Origin of the sequence: Nannocystis sp. RBIL2, assembly GCF_026626745.1 — a bacterium.
GTDB lineage: Bacteria > Myxococcota_A > Polyangia > Nannocystales > Nannocystaceae > Nannocystis.
In genome coordinates this window covers 725,496-740,824 of sequence record NZ_JAPNJW010000001.1, presented here as the reverse complement: position 1 = coordinate 740,824, position 15,329 = coordinate 725,496, and the positions used below count along the sequence as shown (strand labels likewise).

Sequence of the window (15,329 nt, the reverse complement as noted above, 5' to 3'; positions counted from 1 at the left end):
GGCCCTGCATGAAAGGGCATGTCCACACGGACATGCCGTAAAGTTCAGACGAACAGCGAGGGGTCGAGGGCGCTCTCGTCGTTCGACTGGATGCTCTTGCCGAGGGCGATCGCCTGCGGGAGGATCGCGGCGACGAAGAACTCGAGGTTGCGCTGCTTGCCGATCAGCAGCGGCTCGTCGCCGCGGGTCTGGCGGAGGCGGGCGGCGACCAGCGCCTGCTCGACGCACTCGATGGCGAGCAGGACCAGGCCGAACATGCGCGTGAAGGGGACGGCCTGGATCATCGCCGCCTCGACCTTGCGCGCCTTGCCGAGGCCCGCGAGGTGCATCGCGCTGGCGGCGAGCAGCTGCACTGCCTTGCCGATCGCCTCGGCGGGGCCGCCGAGGCCGGCCTCCGCGGCGGCGGCGAGCCGGCTCTGGGCCTCCTGCATCCACTCGATGAACAGCGCGCCGCCGCCGATCCGCAGCTTGCGGCCGACCAGGTCCATGGCCTGGATGCCGTTAGTGCCCTCGTAGATCGAGCAGATCTTGACGTCGCGGACGAGCTGCTCGACGGGGTACTCGCCGATGTAGCCGTAGCCGCCGTAGACCTGGACCGCGCCGACGGCGACCTCGAAGCCGAGGTCGGTGCAGGTGGCCTTGAGGATCGGCGTGAGCAGGTCGATGCGGCCGCGCAGGCGCTCGCGCTCGGCCGGGTCCTCGGTGGCGTGCTCGCGGTCGACGACCAGCGCCATGCGCAGCAGCAGCGACCGCATCGCCTCGGCGTAGACCTTCTGGGTCATCAGCATGCGGCGCACGTCGGGGTGCTGGACGATCGCCACGCTGGGCGCGTCCTGGCTGCGGGCCTCGCGGATCGACTGGCCCTGGATCCGCTCCTGCGCGTAGCCGCGGGCGTAGTTGTAGGCCGCGGCCGCCATCGCGTGGCCCTGCACGGCGACGCCGATCCGCGCCTCGTTCATCATCAGGAACATCAGCTCGATGCCCTGGTTCTCCTGGCCGAGCAGAACGCCGCGACACGGGAGGTCGCCGCCGAGGCCGAGGACGCAGGTCGAGGAGCCGTGGATGCCCATCTTCTCCTCGATGCGCAGCACCTTGGCGCCGTTGCGGGCCCCGAGCGCGCCGCCGGCGTCGAACTCGTACTTCGGGACCATGAACAGCGACAGCCCCTTGGTGCCCTTGCCGGCGTTCGGGGTGCGGGCGAGCACCAGGTGGACGATGTTGTCGGTCAGGTCCTGGTCGCCGCCGCTGATGAAGATCTTCTCGCCCTCGAGCAGATAGACGCCAGGCTCATCCGTGGGGGTGGCGCGGCAGCGGTTGTCGCCGACCGAGCTGCCGGCGCCGGCCTCGGTGAGGCACATCGTCCCGCCCCACTCGCCGGTGAACATCTTGCGGGCGATCATCTCCCGCGTGCCCTCCGGGCCGTGGCCCAGGATCACGCGCGCGGCGCCGACGGTCAGGCCGGCGTACATCATGAAGGCCATGCATGCGCCGCACAGCATCTCGCTCAAACTGACGTGGATCGTGAAGGGCAGGCCGCTGCCGCCGAGCTCGCTCGGCGCCGAGGGCGCGAGCCAGCCACCCTCGCGCAGGACCTCCCAGGCCTCGCGATAGCCCTTCGGGGTCGTGACGTTGCCCTGGCCGTCGAAGCTGCAGCCCGCGAGATCGCCGGGCGCATTGATCGGGGCCAGGACCTCCCGCGCCAGGCGCTCGCCCTCCGCGAGCGTGGCCTCGTAGACCTCGCGGTCGAGCTCGGCGAAGCGCGGGATCGCGGCGAGCTGCTCGTGCGCGGCGAGTTGGTCGAAGAGGACGAAGTGGAGATCGCGGAGGTCGACGGAGAAGCTGGTGGTGCTCACGATTCCTCGCTTTGGGCCGCGGCGCGCAGGCGCCGTCGCACTGTGGTACTTCCTCGAACCGAGGGCGTCCAGGCCACAGGCACGGGCTCGCGCCGAAGTCCGGGGGATCGCGCCCCCAGCGGGCGTCGCCGTCGCGTCTGCGCTGTTCGTGAGGATGCAATCGTCGGCGACGCACCCCCGCGAGCGACGAGGCGGCCCACACTTGGCCGGCGTGGCGCAGGTGCTCCTGTTCAACAAGCCCTACGGGGTGTTGACGCAATTCACCGACCGGGAAGGCCGGCCGACGCTGGCGAACTTCATCGACGTCCCCGGCGTGTACGCCGCCGGTCGCCTCGACTTCGACAGCGAGGGCCTGGTGGTGCTGACCGACGATGGGGCCCTGCAGCACCAACTCAGCGATCCGCGCCACAAGCTGGCGAAGACGTATTGGGTGCAGGTCGAGGGGACGGCCCAGGAAGCGGCGCTGGAGCGCCTGCGGGCCGGTTTGGTCCTCCGTGACGGCCCGACCGCCCCCGCCGAGGTGAGGCTCGTCGACCCACCGCCGCTGTGGGAGCGAACGCCGCCGATTCGCACGCGCCTGTCGATCCCGACCTGCTGGTTGGAGCTCGTCCTGCGCGAGGGCCGAAACCGCCAGGTACGGCGCATGACCGCGGCGGTCGGGTTGCCGACGCTGCGTCTGGTCCGCTGGGCGATCGGACCCTGGACCCTCGAGGGCCTCGCGCCCGGGCAATGGCGGGCGCTGTCGGCCGACGAAGCGCGGCCCCGGGGTCAGCGCCAGCTTTTCCGCCCGCGGCGGCCGTGCTAGCGTCCGACGAGCGCGATGGCGACGAACGAAGGGAGCCGCGACTCCGGCCAGGCTGGCGAGGATCGATCGGGGCCGCGGTTGACCGCGGTCATCGTGGATCCTCCGGACTCGCTCCCGCCGACGCCCGTGGTCTCGCACGAGATGGGCGGCGACGACGACCTCGCAGAGGAGTATGAGGCAGCGCTCGAGAACCAGGTCTCGGCGGCCCACTTCTCGATCGAGCTCGGACGGGCGTCCGGCGAGGTCGAGCTCGACGGGCAGCCGACCAGCGTGGACGGCGAGCCCCAGGCCGAAGACGAGGACACCGTCGAGCGCACCGCGGCCAAGAGCCTGAAGGCCAAGGCGACGGCGGCCAAGCGCGACGCGCTGTTCGGCCAGGTGCTGGCCGACCGCTACCGGATCCTCGATCTCATCGGCAAGGGCGGGATGGGCAAGGTCTACCTCGCCGAGCACGTGGCGCTCGGCAAGAAGGTGGCCGTGAAGGTCCTGAACCCGGCCTACACCAACCGCCCCGACCAGGTGAAGCGGTTCCTCCGCGAGGCCCGGGCGGCGTCGACGATCGGCCACGAGAACGTCATCGACATCACCGACTTCGGGGCGATGCCCAACGGCCAGGTGTTCTTCGCCATGGAGCACCTGCAGGGCGAGGACCTCGGCAAAGTCCTCAAGAAGGGGCCGATGTCGTGGGCGCGGGCCCGCCGGGTGCTGCTGCAGATCTGCCGCGCGCTGCAGGCCGCCCACGCGCACGGGATCATCCACCGGGACATGAAGCCGGAGAACGTCTTCCTGATCCAGCGCAACGGCATCCGCGACTTCGTCAAGGTGCTCGACTTCGGGATCGCCAAGTTCCTCGAGGAGAACCGCGACGGCGGCACGAACCCGCTGACGCAGGTCGGCGCGCTGATCGGCACGCCCGAGTACATGGCGCCCGAGCAGATCCACGGCGACCCGGCCGACCAGCGCATGGACATCTATGCGGTCGGCTGCATCCTCTATCAGCTGCTCACCGGCAACCTCCCGTTCACCGACAAGACGATGTACGGGGTGCTGTCGCAGCAGGTGAACGCCAAGCCGGTGCCTCCGCGGCAGCTGGCGCCCGAGGCCGACATTCCGGTCGAGGTCGAGGCGGTCATCCTGAGGGCGATGGAGAAGGACAAGACGCAGCGTTACCAGACGATGGGCGAGCTGATCGAAGCCATCGTAGCGACGCCGCGCGGGGCCGCCGGGCCGGACGCCGGGCGGACCACGACCAACCTCGAGGCGGCGGCCCACGCGGCGCGCCTGGCCGTCGGGGTCAGCATGCCGGCGGGCGTGGCCGTGCCCAACCCGGTGACGCCGGACGATTCGTTGCTGACGCAAGGACTCAACAGCAGCGCGTCGGGGCTGCGGCCGACGTCGCTGTCGCTGCCGTGGCGCGGCGGCACGATGGACGCGCAGATGTTGTCGCGCCTGGTGATCGGCCTCGGCGCGGCGGTGCTGGTGCTGGTGGTCGGCCTGGTGTGCGCGCTCAGCCGCGGCGACGATCCGAAGCCGCAGCCGGTCGACAAGCCGAGCGAGGTCGCGGCGGTCACGGCGGGCTCGCCCGAGGCGCCGAAGCCGGTCGAGACGCCGCCGGAGGCGAAGATCGAGGCGCCGCCGGAGACGAAGGTCGAGCCGACGCCGGAGCCGAAGAAGGCCGACGACGCGCCGATCGTGGTCGACGACGACGCGAAGAAGGACCCGGGCAAGAAGGCCACCGAGCCCAAGAAGACGACCACGGTCAAGAAGAGCGAGCCGGCCGCGCCGAAGGGCGAGGAAGTGTCGGCCAACTGGCCCGAGGTGCTGGGGCCGATGGAGCGCTCGCAGGCGCTGAAGAGCTACCGCGCCGAGTTCGAGACCTGCCGGACGATCAGCACGCCGAAGGGCAAGACCTACAAGCTGCGGCTCAAGGTCGACGGCCCCAAGGGGCGCGTGACCGAGGCGACCTCCGACGACACGAGCGCGGAGGCGAAGTGCCTGGCGCGGGCCTTCAAGACCAAGGTCCGGTTCGTCAACACCCGCAAGACGCCGCAAGAGTTCACGATCGTCGTGCCGCTCTGATGCGCGTCGCGTTCAGCACGCTCGGCTGTCGCCTCAACCAGTTCGAGTCCGACGCCCTCGAGCAGATGGCCCGCGCGGCCGGCCACACCGTGGTCGACGCCGAGGCCGCGCCCGAGGTCGTGATCGTCAACACCTGCACGATCACCCACGAGGCCGACGCCGACGCGCGCCAGCACGTGCGCCGGGCCGCGCGCGCCGGGGCGAAGGTGGTCGTCACCGGCTGCTGGGCGACGGCCGCCCCCGCGGAGGCGGCCGCGCTGCCCGGGGTGACGCTGGTGGTCGGCAACCGCGAGAAGGAGCGGCTGTTCGAGGTGCTCGGAGAGACATGTTCGGAGGAACATGTCCCGGAGATCCACGTGGCCCCGGTCGACCTGCTGCGGCGCGTCCGCGCGGCCCGGTTGCGCCCGGCCGCCGACCCGCGGCGCAGCCGGGCGTACCTGAAGATCCAGGACGGCTGCGACTACCGCTGCAGCTTCTGCATCGTGCCGCAGGTGCGCGGGCGCAGCGTGAGCGTGCCGCCGGCGGAGGTGCGGGCGCAGCTGGACGAGCTGGTCGCGGCGGGGGTGCCGGAGGTGGTGCTCACCGGGGTCCACCTCGGGATCTATGGCCGCGACCTGCGGCCGCGCAGCACGTTGTCGTCGCTGGTCGCGGAGCTGCTGCCGCAGCTCGGGCCGGCGCGGCTGCGCCTCGGCTCGGTCGATCCGCACGAAGTCGACGATCACCTGGTGACGCTGCTGGCGACGGATCCGCGGCTGTGTCCGTACCTCCACTTGCCGGTGCAGAGCGGCGACGACGACACGCTGCGGCGCATGCGTCGGGCGCACACCGCCGCCGACCTGCAGGCGCTGGTGCCTCGCCTGGCCGGGGCGGTGCCGGGGATCGGCGTCGGCACCGACGTGATCGTCGGCTTCCCCGGGGAGTCGGACGAGGCGTTCGCGGCCACGCACGCGCTGCTGGCCGCGCTGCCGCTGGCGTACCTGCACGTGTTCGCCTACTCACCGCGCGCGGGCACCGATGCTGCCTGTCTCTCGGGACAGGTCGATGCGGCGGTCAAGCAGCAGCGCGGGGCGGCGTTGCGGGCGCTGTCGGCGGCGAAGCAGCGGGCGTTCGCGGCGGCGCAGGTCGGGCGCACCCTGCCGGTGGTCGTGCACCGGACGCGACACCGGCGGACGGGGCTGCTGGTCGGTCGGGCCGGCAACGGCTTGACGGTGCTGGCGGCCGGAGACGACGCGCTGCTCGGCCGGGCGACGCAAATCGAGGTCGAGAACGCCGACGGGCCGCTCGCGGTCGGTCGACTGGTCGCGTGAGCGCGCGGCGCGAGCCGCTGCGGGCCCAGGCGCGGACGATCCCGTTCGGAACTTCGGGACAGGTGATGCGCCGCGAGCATGGTCGGCGCGTCGGTCACTACTCTGGCGAGCACGAACGGCGCGCCGGAGCCGACGCGCGCGAGCGGCAGGTCAGCCCCAGAACCAGGCTTCGGCCTCGGACCAGAGCTCGCGCGGCGGGCGGTAGTCGTAGTGGACCGGGACGTTGATGGCGTCGACGCGGCGGGCCAGCTCGCGCAGCGCGACTGCGTCGGGGATGGCGGCGAGCTCTGCGACCGTCGGTTCGGCCGGGAGGACGCAGTCTTCGGGGCGACGATCGGGTCGCCCGTGAACGGGTTCGGGGCCACCAGCTCGCCCTTGTGCACGTGCCGGGTCTTCGGGAACAGCATTCGCGGGCCGAAGTTGATCCACCTGGCGATCAGGTCGCGGTCGTCGATCGGCTCGGCCGCCCGCGTCACCTGCAGCGCGACGGCGCCGAGGGGCAGCGGCCGCGGCGGTTCGGCGTCGGCGCCTCGCAGCACCCCGGCGGCGGCGAGCTCGTGCCACAGCGGCGTGCCGGCGTCGCAGTACAGGGCGCCCTCGAGGAGGAAACCGTTCTCGTGACCGACGGTGGGCCGGTCTTCGACATCCTGATCGCGCGGCGCTTCACCTACCGCCTGCCGATCACCGCGCACCCGCAGTGGTCGTCGCCGCGGTGGTGCTCGTGGAGCACGCGCAGCGAGTCGGCGACGGTGTCTTCGATCTCGTGCTGCGACATGCGAGCTCAGCCGGACGGACGGCACCGCCGAGCTGGCCGCGAGGACATGTCCTGGCGGCCAGTCGGCTCAGAGCTTCAGCTTCATGCCGTCGCGGGCGGCGACGGTGCCGGGGTAGGCCTCCTGGGCGGCCGCCTCGATCTTGCGCAGCATCTCGTCGTCGTGGGCCGGGTCGTGGCTGTAGAGGACGAGCTTGCCGACGCGGGCGGCGCGGGCCAGCTTGACGGCCTCGGCGAAGGTGCTGTGACCCCAGCCCTGCTTGCCGGCGCTGTACTCCTCGGAGGTGTACTGGGCGTCGTAGATCAGGACGTCTGCCCCTTCGGCCAGGTCACGCAGGGTCTCGTTGATGTGGTCGGGCGCGTGCTCGGTGTCGGTGGCGAACACGACCGACTTGCCGCGCTCGTCGACGCGGAACGCGGTGCTCTCCTGCGGGTGCGGCAGCGGGATGTGCCGCAGCGTCGCCTCGGCGATGGTCGTGACCTCCTGCGGCAGCAGGTGATGGAAGAGCTTGGTGGAGCCCATCACGTCGAGGCCGACCGGGAAGAACGGCGTCGACATCTGCCGGTCGAGGACCGCTCGCGCGTCCTTCGTGCAGTAGATGTGGAGCCGGAAGTCCGGCATGAAGGCCGGCGGGAAGAACGGGAAGCCCTGGATGTGATCCCAGTGAGCGTGGGTCAGAAACAGGTGAATGACCCGCGAGTGCGCGGCTCGAGTCTGCACGAGGCGGATGCCGAGCTCACGGATGCCCGAGCCCGAATCGAGGATGACGGTGTCCGTCGTGCTCTCGAGCGAAATCTGAAGGCAGGGCGTGTTGCCGCCGAACTCTGCGTACCGCGGCCCGGAAACTGGAATGCTGCCCCGGGTGCCCCAGAAAGTCACTTCCATGGGGCGCTATCCTTCGCTGGCTGCATGTTTCGCCGATGATAGGGCAGAACAAATTCGGCTGGCAAGCACGGGCCCATGGCACCTCGGAGGTCGGACGGAGATGATATCGCAGTCCGGCCGCCGAGGGGCAGGCGCACCGGGCGGTCGCAACCTGGTTCGCGGGGCGCTGGACGGCCGGCGGGGAGTCGGGAAACGCCGGGGTTTTCCGCCGCCAATCGCCCGGAAGCCGCGGCGGAGCGGCATAAGACCCGTCGCGAAGCCGACCCTGGCGGGGGCGACTCGGGCCCACATCGCGCGGGGCGCGTGAGGCGGCGCCGCCGAATTCGCGCGTGGCTACCGGTTCATGGCGAGGCGCACGGGTTTATTTGCGGGGCCGATCCCGGCGAGTCAGCCGATGATCATGTCCTCGCGGCGGGCGACACCCCCGGCGGCGAAGCGACCCGGGGACCAGCGCGCCAGCATCGGGTGGGCCTCGCCGAGGGCGAGCCAGCGCGCCAGCAGCCGACCCACCGCGGGCGCCATCATGAAGCCGTGCCCGGTGAAGCCGCACACCTGGATGAAGTCGGGGTGGCCGGGGCTGGGGCCGACGATCGCGTCGCCGTCGGGCGAGACGTCGTAGGGACCGACCCACTGCCGCAGGACCTTCATCGCCGCGGTGATCGGCATCAGGCGCGTGAGCGTGGCGCTGAGGTGGGTGAGGAAGCGGAGGCTGGAGTGGAGGGTGAGGCTCTCGTCGCTGCCGTCGGGCGCGTCGGGCAGGCTGATGCCGGTGACGAGCTCGCCGCGGGTGCTCTGGGAGAAGTAGAGGCCGCTCGAGAGGTCGACGACCAGCGGATCGAGGAACGGCTTGAGCGGCTCGCTCGAGAGGATCTCGTGGCGGTGCGGGCGGTTGGGCAGGTCGATGCCGAGCTGGTGGTTGAGCGCGCCCGACCAGGCGCCGGTGGCGTTGACGACCCGGCGCGCGCGCACGACCTCGCCGGTGTGCAGGTGCAGCGCGAAGCCCTGGGCCAGCGGCTCGACGCGGACGACGCTGGTGTGCGTGCGCAGGACGACGCCGCGCTCGACCGCCTTGGCGGCGTAGCCCCACACGAAGGCCCACGGGAACACGACGCCGTCTTCGGGGTTGAAGGTGGCGAGCCGGACCTCGGCGACGTCGAGCTGGGGGACGATCGCCTGCGCCTCGGCGGCGGTGAGCAGGCGGGTCGGCGCCCCGACCTCGCCGTGGAGCTGGACGTTGCGCTCGAGCCGACGCTCGCCGGCCTCGGTGCGGGCGAGGAACAGGTAGCCGCCCTGGCGGAACCACAAGTTGATGCCGAGCTGCTGCGCGAGGTCCTTGCACAGCTCGATGCTGTCCATCATCAGGCGGACGTTGCCAGCGTCGCCCCACTGCATGCGCACGCCGCCGCCGTTGCGGCCGGAGGCGCCGCTGACGAGGTAGCTGCGCTCGATGACCGCGACCGACAGCGGCTGCTTGCCCTTGCCGCCGGACAGCAGGGCCAGGTGGTAGGCGAGCCCCAGGCCCATGATGCCGCCGCCGATCACCGCGACGTCGACGTCGGCCGGCAGCGGAGTGTCGGCGCGGCCCATCGCGACGGTCATGGCGACGGATCCTCCGGGTGGTCGGTGGCGCCGGCCGCGAGGGCGCCGAAGGTCACCGGCTCGACCGGCGGGCGGGCGGTGAACGGGCGCAGGGCGGCGGGCGCGATCAGGTTGCGGGCGACGAGCAGCCGCCCCAGCGCCGACAGGCACTCCTTGCCCTGGCACGGCCCGGTGCCGAGGCCGGTGTAGCGCTTGATCTCCTCGACGTCGGACAGACCGGCGGCGATGGCCCGCTCGATCTCCGTCAGAGTGACGTCCTCGCAGCGACAGACGAAGGTGCGCGCGGTCATGGCAGGCCTCGCGGGGGCAGGAGGGAGGTCGGCGGCGACAGGGGAGGCGAGCGCCGACAGGATGTCCGCAAGGACAGGTCGCCGGCGGCTGGCCCGGGAGACAGGCGAGCGGGCTCGGCCGTCGCGGGCTCGGCGAGCTCGGCAGTTGCTGGTGACGGCTCGTGCGCGGGGGCGGCTGGGGCTGTGAGCTCGGCAGTCGAAAGCCCGGCGAGCTCGGCAGTCGAGGACGACTGGTGGGCCCGGGTGCTCGGGCCTGTCCCACGGGACAGATCGCGGACGCGGGGCTCAGGCGCGGTCATGGCTGTCCTTCGGGGCAGGTGACTCGGCGAGCGCGCGCACCAGGGCCGCGGCGCAGCGGTCGACGGTGCCGCGGATCTCGGCGGGCGTGGTGGCGCCGGCCAGCTCGCCGACGGCCCACAGCGTCCACGGCGGAGGCGGGGCCGTCTGGGCGCCTTCGGCCTCGAGCGGGTGCGCGGCCGGGCCGGCGGCGATCCGGCCGTCGGCGTCAACGACGGGGGCGAAGCCGGCCCCGGTGAAGTGGATCGGGGCGCCGGCCTGGGCGGCCAGCTCGAAGGCGGGCGCGGGGTCGGGGGCGAGGGCGACGAGGTCGCAGCGGAGGATCTTGCCGTCCTCGAGCTGGACGCCCTTGACCCGACGCGCGCCGATCAGCTTGCGCACGCGGGCCGGCGGGACCCGCTCGGCGGCGAGGGTGCTCGCGAGCAGCTCGGCGCGGGCGCCCTCGCCGATGACGACGACGCGCGCGCTGAGCTTGCGACCTGTCTGTTCGAGCATGTCCGCGAGGCCACGTGCGGACACGACCCCCGGGAGGTCGTTGTTGGCCAGGGGGATGGTCGGCTCGTGGGCGCCGACGGCCAGCACGACGTGGCGCGGGCGCAGGCGGTGGAGCACCGGCGGCTGCTCGGAGGCGGCGGCCCACAGCCGCTCCTGCGGGTAGCAGGCGAACACGCCGACGCCGGCGAGGAGCCGGGCCGGGAGATCGCTGCCGGCGAGGGCGGCGGCGGGGCGGCGCTCGACGACCAGCGGCGGGTGGCCGGCGGCGGCCAGAGAGGTAGCGAGCGCGCGGCCCGAGCGACCTGCCCCGATGACCAGGACCTCGGGGGCGTGGTCAACGACGCCGGGGACGTCTTCGGGCGGCGCGTCGGGCAGCTCGCCGAAGCCGGCCAGCTCGCGGGCGACGCCCTGCATCATCTGGTTGGCGATCCGCGGGTAGACGACGAGGTGGTGGTGGTCGATGCCGCGGCGGAACACCTGGTCGACGAGGGCGGTCGGGTCGAGGCCGCCGTAGGTGTTCTGCGGCTCGACGCGCATGTCCTCGCGGACAGGCGTGAGACAGGCCCGCTGGTTGGGCCGACCGTCGACGCGCACGAGGCAGGTGCCGCAGCCACCGTGCAGGCAGGCGGGGCCGCGCAGCCGGCGGTACTTGGCGCTGCGGCTGGTGGCGAGCTCGCCGGCGGCGATCAGCGCGGAGGCGACGGTGTCGCCGGGGCAAGCGGCGACCGGGGCGCCGTCCCAGTAGAAGGAGATCGTCGGGGGCCCGGGCGGTGCGAGCAATGGTGCCTTGGGCACGCGCCTGCGATAGCACGCCGCGCCGCGCGGGGACATGGGCGCCCGCGGGCGCGCCGCTTGCCCTCGGTCACGAGCCCTGGCGGGAGCGCGAGCTCGCCGACGCGGCCGAACATCACCGGGGAGGCGATGGCGGCCTGAACCGTGACGGTGGTCGCGGCACCGCGTGCGATCGCGGCGGCGCAGCGGTCAGGCGCGCGGCGGACGGGCGCCGAAGATGGCGGTGCCGACGCGGACCATGGTCGCGCCCTCTTCGATCGCGACCTCGAAGTCGGCGCTCATGCCCATGGAGAGGTGGACCAGGTCGACGCCGGGGCGCGCGATCGCGGCTTCACGGCGCAGCAGCTCGCGCAGGCGGGCGAAGTACGGGCGAGTCTGCTCCGGCTCGCCCTCGGGGGGGATCGCCATGAGGCCGACGCAGCGCAGCTGGGGACGGGCGGCGATCTGGTCGAGCAGCGCCGGCAGGTCCGTCGGGGAGACGCCAGCCTTCTGCGCCTCGTCGCCGACGTTGACCTCGACGAGCAGCTCGAGCGGGGTGGTGGCGCCTCGGCCCGCGCGCAGGCGCTCGACCTCGCGGGCGAGCTCGTCGACGAGCCCCGGGCGATCGACGGTGTGGACGAGGGCGCCGACGGCGACGACCTTGCGCACCTTGTTGGTCTGCAGCGGGCCGATGAAGTGCCAGCGCGGCGGGGTGACGGCCGCGGCGACGAGCTCGGCCTTGGCGACCAGCTCCTGGGCGTAGTTCTCGCCGAGGTCGCCGAGGCCGGCCCGACAGGCGGTGATCACGGCCTCGGCGGGCTGCTTCTTGCTGACGCCGATGAGGGTGGGCACGGGACCGGGGCCGCGTCGGGCGACGGCGGCGGCGATCCGGGCGCGGACGGCGGCGAGGTTGGCGGCGATGTCGTCTGGCGTCAAGGACATGTCTTGAAGGGCCTGCGCGAAGAGACAGGCAGAGTCGGCGTCGACGGGGTGGTCACTGCGGCAGGCAGGCGCTCGGGGCGACCGCGCCGGCGAAGGTGGGGCCCATGTCGCGGTAGGTGTGGGCGCGCCAGAAGTCGCGCGGATCCTCGGCGAGCTGGAGGGTGCGGTCGTCGCCGCTGCCGCTGACGAGGATCGCGGTGTCGAGGCCGTCGTGGCGCAGCGGGAACGACAGGGCCAGGCGATCGCCGCGCTGGCGGTAGGTCAGGGTCTCAGTGGTCCACTCGTCGTAGTCGCCGCGGTGGTGCCAGCCGACGCCGCGGCCGTCGATCGCTTGCGGCTGCAGCTGGTAGATCGAGAAGCCCATGCCGCCGGTGGCGTAACGGACCTCCTCGCCCCACAGGCGCCCGCCGATCCGCTCGGCGGCGGCGAGGTCGTCGGCGGCGAGGGGCGCGGGGGAGCCTGGCTCTCGGGGCAGGCCCGCGGCGAGCAGCGCGGGCGCGGGGGAGCCTGGCTCTTGGGGCAGGTCGCTGGCGGTGGGCCCGGGCGCGGGAGTGCCTGGCTTTTGGGGCAGGTCGCCCGCGGGGTCGTAGCAGGGCGCGCCGGTGGTGGCCGCCGGGGCCTTGAAGTAGCGGGCGCCGCCGGGCTCGCGCGGGTCGTCGTCGAGGACCAGCCAGGTGCGTCCGCCCTGCTCCTCGAGGCGGTAGGGGACGCGCCGGCGCTCGCCGGTCTTGCGGAAGGTGAGCTCGAGGTGGCCGCCCTCGGCGCGGTAGTCGAAGCTGTGGGTGTTGGTGAGGCCGACCTTGCCGTAGCGGTAGAGGCCGAAGCCGCCCTCGTGGAAGAAGTAGAAGCGCATGCGGTCGCCCTCGGCGAGGGCGTCCCAGCGGTGCCAGACGCCCAGCAGCTCGGGGTCGACGGCGTCGGCGTCGCAGGTGTCCTCGGGGACAGGTTCGCCGGGGTCGGGCGCCTCGACGACGATGAGCGGGGCCGACAGCGCGAGGACCGCGAGGAGGTAGACGCTCGAGAGGCAGAAGGGGCGCCGCATGCCGAGATGGTAGCACGCACCGCCGCCGGGCCCGCCGGGGCGCCGCAGGGCCGCTTGCGGGCTCGTCCGTCGCGGCCGCGGCTGCGTCGCGGACGAGCACGGTCGACCTGCGCGAGGAGCACGGAAGCTGGCGCGTGCGGAAAACATGGCGTGGCGGGCCGAGCCTCGTCGCACCCGCGGGCGGGCGCCGCGGCGAGGTTGCGCGGACGGTCGCTTTCCGGCAAAAGCCGGCCATGACCGAGCCCGCCCCGCAGACCCCGCCTGTCCTCGTCCTCGCCTCGGCGTCGCCGCGGCGGGCCGAACTGCTGCGCTCGGCCGGGATCGCGTGTACGCGCGCGCCGGTCGACGCCGACGAGACGTGGTTGCCCGGCGAGCCGCCGCCGGCGTACGTCGAGCGGGTGGCGCGGGCCAAGGCCGACCTGGCCTTGCGGCCAGGTTCGGTGGTGCTGGCGGCCGACACGACGGTCTGGCTCGAAGGACAGGTCGAACCGCTGGCGAAGGCGGCCGACCGCGCGGAGGCGGCGGCGATGCTGACCCGGCTGGCGGGCCGCTCCCACTTCACGACGACTGCCGTGGCGATCGCGGACCTCCGCGGGCCCGAGGTCCGCTGGCACCCGTTCGCGGTGACGACGACGGTGTGGTTCCGGCCGCTGATTCCGGCGCAGATCGATCGCTACCTCGACACGGAGGAGTGGCGCGACAAGGCCGGGGCCTACGGGATCCAGGGCGCGGCGGCCGGGCTGGTGCGCAAGATCGAGGGCAGCTACACGAACGTGGTCGGGCTGCCGCTCGCGGAGGTGGTGGAGCTGCTGGAGTCGCTCGGGGTCGCCTGAGCGAGGCGGACCGGGTGGCCTCGAGGACAGGAGTCCCAGGACATGGCCGAGAGAGCAGGTGTCAGCCTTCGGGCGGGCCGAGCTTGTCGCCGACTTCGCACAGGAAGTGCGGGCTGACCCAACCCTTGCCGTTCAGGTTGACCGCCTCGTAGCTCGTGAGGACGGGAGGCTGCACGTCGAGGTTCCAGGCGTAGTAGAGCGAGCAGCCGGCGCAATTGGTGGTGCCTGGCTCGTCCAAGAAGATCTTGTCGGTGACCCAGTAGGGCCTCACGACGTCGGGGTCCTGCGGATCGGGCTTCGCGGCCCACTGCGGGCAGTCCTCGCTGTTGAGCGGCTTGCTCGCGCAGCTGAGGCCCGGAGTGACGGGATAGATGCCCATGATCGACAGGTAGCCGGCGGCGTCGCTGTCGGCGGCGACGCCCGAGGGGTAGCCGCCGGTGACGTGGATCGGGGCGAACTCGGGGGCGCTCGCGGCGGTGACGGCGGCTCGCAGGTGCTGCTGCGTGCGCGGGGAGAACAGGCGCAGGCCCCACGAGGCGCACTTCTCCTCGGCTTGCGCCGCGGTGAGCGGCTCGCCGATGAACTTGTCCGGCTCGGGCGGGTTGGGGACCAGAGTGCCCGATGCGTACTTTAAGAATGTGTAGCCGCCGCCGTCGGCTTGCATGTCGCACCACACGGTCACCTGCCTGTCCTCGCGACGGATCGAGTAGAGGCCGGTCTGGGCCGCGTCGCCCCAGCCGGTGCGGATGTCGAGGCACGAGGTCGCCCGCGTGCAGTCGGGGAGGCAGCCGTACATCGGATTGGTGTCGTCGCAGACCTCGCCGTCGGCCGCCTGCAACGTGCCGTCGCCGCAGTGTGGGGAGAAGTCCTTGCAGTACTTGCCGCAGTGGCCGTAGCTGCCGTTCTTGCCCTTGCCGTCGTCGCAGACCTCGTCGCCGATCTTGAGCAGGCCGTCGCCGCAGATGTTCCAGCGGCAGGAGGACGTGCACTCGCGGTCGTCGCCGTTGGCGTCGCCCTGATCGCACTGCTCGGGCACGTCGATCTTGCCGTTGCCGCACGGCGCGGGCGTCGGGTCGCCGGTCGAGCCGCTGTCGCCGTCGCTGCCGCCCGGATCGACGGTGGTGGTCATGATGCCGGGGCCGCTGGTGCCGCTGCTGCTGCTGTCGGTGCCGCTGCCGGTCGACAGCTCGACCGTGGTCGGATCGATCTGCCCGCCGTTGCGATCGAGACAGCCCGCCAGCATCAGAGCCACCGCGACGCGCCAATCGACGCCGACCCGGATGCGAAGAGGGATGCGTGCGTGCATGCGACTCGTTCCCGACGCCGATGAGGGAACAATGGGATTGGGCAAATTGCAA

The 15,329-nt window shown here is 72.5% G+C and carries 13 protein-coding genes; 4 read left to right on the top strand and 9 right to left on the bottom strand.

Annotated elements, in window-relative coordinates; genetic code table 11:
* Positions 1–44: 44 nt before the first annotated feature.
* Positions 45–1,853: an acyl-CoA dehydrogenase gene (locus tag OV090_RS02945; protein WP_267701924.1), complete on the bottom strand. Its 1,809-nt coding sequence runs from the start codon at positions 1,851–1,853 to the stop codon at positions 45–47.
* Positions 1,854–2,064: 211 nt separating this feature from the next.
* On the opposite strand from OV090_RS02945, the gene OV090_RS02940 reads away from it, so the two are divergent.
* The 3 genes from OV090_RS02940 (at position 2,065) to mtaB (ending at position 6,044) form a co-directional block, all read left to right on the top strand.
* Positions 2,065–2,658, top strand: a complete 594-nt coding sequence (locus OV090_RS02940; protein ID WP_267701923.1) for a pseudouridine synthase — start codon at positions 2,065–2,067, stop codon at positions 2,656–2,658.
* A gap of 93 nt (positions 2,659–2,751) precedes the next feature.
* On the top strand, positions 2,752–4,737 hold the full coding sequence (locus tag OV090_RS02935) for a serine/threonine-protein kinase (protein ID WP_267701922.1): 1,986 nt from the start codon (positions 2,752–2,754) through the stop codon (positions 4,735–4,737).
* Positions 4,737–6,044: a tRNA (N(6)-L-threonylcarbamoyladenosine(37)-C(2))-methylthiotransferase MtaB gene (mtaB, locus tag OV090_RS02930; RefSeq protein WP_267701921.1), complete on the top strand. Its 1,308-nt coding sequence runs from the start codon at positions 4,737–4,739 to the stop codon at positions 6,042–6,044. The genes OV090_RS02935 and mtaB overlap by 1 nt, the downstream gene beginning before the upstream one ends.
* 150 nt (positions 6,045–6,194) lie before the next feature.
* Here the strand turns inward: mtaB and OV090_RS02925 are convergent, their stop codons facing one another.
* The 7 genes from OV090_RS02925 to OV090_RS02895 all read right to left on the bottom strand — a co-directional run bounded on the left by OV090_RS02925 (position 6,195) and on the right by OV090_RS02895 (position 13,138).
* Entirely contained in the window at positions 6,195–6,473 is a 279-nt protein-coding gene (locus OV090_RS02925) for a hypothetical protein (protein ID WP_267701920.1), read from the bottom strand.
* A 413-nt stretch (positions 6,474–6,886) separates the two neighbouring features.
* Positions 6,887–7,702 carry an MBL fold metallo-hydrolase gene (locus OV090_RS02920; RefSeq protein WP_267701919.1) on the bottom strand — a complete coding sequence of 272 codons (816 nt, stop codon included), beginning with the start codon at positions 7,700–7,702 and terminating at the stop codon, positions 6,887–6,889.
* Positions 7,703–8,089: 387 nt separating this feature from the next.
* A complete protein-coding gene (locus OV090_RS02915) occupies positions 8,090–9,301 on the bottom strand; it encodes an FAD-binding oxidoreductase (RefSeq protein ID WP_267701918.1) in 1,212 nt (403 codons plus the stop codon).
* On the bottom strand, positions 9,298–9,591 hold the full coding sequence (locus OV090_RS02910; RefSeq protein ID WP_267701917.1) for a (2Fe-2S)-binding protein: 294 nt from the start codon (positions 9,589–9,591) through the stop codon (positions 9,298–9,300). Before OV090_RS02910 ends, OV090_RS02915 begins: the two co-directional genes overlap by 4 nt.
* A gap of 285 nt (positions 9,592–9,876) precedes the next feature.
* On the bottom strand, positions 9,877–11,178 hold the full coding sequence (locus tag OV090_RS02905) for a 2Fe-2S iron-sulfur cluster-binding protein (RefSeq protein WP_267701916.1): 1,302 nt from the start codon (positions 11,176–11,178) through the stop codon (positions 9,877–9,879).
* Between the two features lie 186 nt (positions 11,179–11,364).
* A complete protein-coding gene (locus tag OV090_RS02900; RefSeq protein ID WP_267701915.1) occupies positions 11,365–12,096 on the bottom strand; it encodes a YggS family pyridoxal phosphate-dependent enzyme in 732 nt (243 codons plus the stop codon).
* 52 nt (positions 12,097–12,148) lie between these two features.
* Positions 12,149–13,138 (bottom strand): hypothetical protein, encoded by a 990-nt coding sequence (locus OV090_RS02895; RefSeq protein WP_267701914.1) that lies wholly within the window; start codon positions 13,136–13,138, stop codon positions 12,149–12,151.
* 233 nt (positions 13,139–13,371) lie between these two features.
* On the opposite strand from OV090_RS02895, the gene OV090_RS02890 reads away from it, so the two are divergent.
* On the top strand, positions 13,372–13,971 hold the full coding sequence (locus OV090_RS02890) for a Maf family protein (RefSeq protein WP_267701913.1): 600 nt from the start codon (positions 13,372–13,374) through the stop codon (positions 13,969–13,971).
* 61 nt (positions 13,972–14,032) lie between these two features.
* Here OV090_RS02890 and OV090_RS02885 read toward each other — a convergent pair whose 3' ends face one another.
* On the bottom strand, positions 14,033–15,277 hold the full coding sequence (locus OV090_RS02885; protein ID WP_267701912.1) for a hypothetical protein: 1,245 nt from the start codon (positions 15,275–15,277) through the stop codon (positions 14,033–14,035).
* Positions 15,278–15,329: the final 52 nt, after the last annotated feature.

What these genes read in the sequence shown, in the direction of transcription:
- mtaB (WP_267701921.1), top strand. Translation starts at nt 4,737, where the DNA reads ATGCGCGTCGCGTTCAGCACGCTCGGCTGTCGCCTCAACCAGTTCGAG.
- OV090_RS02920 (WP_267701919.1), bottom strand. Translation starts at nt 7,702, where the DNA reads ATGGAAGTGACTTTCTGGGGCACCCGGGGCAGCATTCCAGTTTCCGGG.
- OV090_RS02915 (WP_267701918.1), bottom strand. Translation starts at nt 9,301, where the DNA reads ATGACCGTCGCGATGGGCCGCGCCGACACTCCGCTGCCGGCCGACGTC.
- OV090_RS02910 (WP_267701917.1), bottom strand. Translation starts at nt 9,591, where the DNA reads ATGACCGCGCGCACCTTCGTCTGTCGCTGCGAGGACGTCACTCTGACG.
- OV090_RS02900 (WP_267701915.1), bottom strand. Translation starts at nt 12,096, where the DNA reads ATGTCCTTGACGCCAGACGACATCGCCGCCAACCTCGCCGCCGTCCGC.
- OV090_RS02895 (WP_267701914.1), bottom strand. Translation starts at nt 13,138, where the DNA reads ATGCGGCGCCCCTTCTGCCTCTCGAGCGTCTACCTCCTCGCGGTCCTC.
- OV090_RS02890 (WP_267701913.1), top strand. Translation starts at nt 13,372, where the DNA reads ATGACCGAGCCCGCCCCGCAGACCCCGCCTGTCCTCGTCCTCGCCTCG.
- OV090_RS02885 (WP_267701912.1), bottom strand. Translation starts at nt 15,277, where the DNA reads ATGCACGCACGCATCCCTCTTCGCATCCGGGTCGGCGTCGATTGGCGC.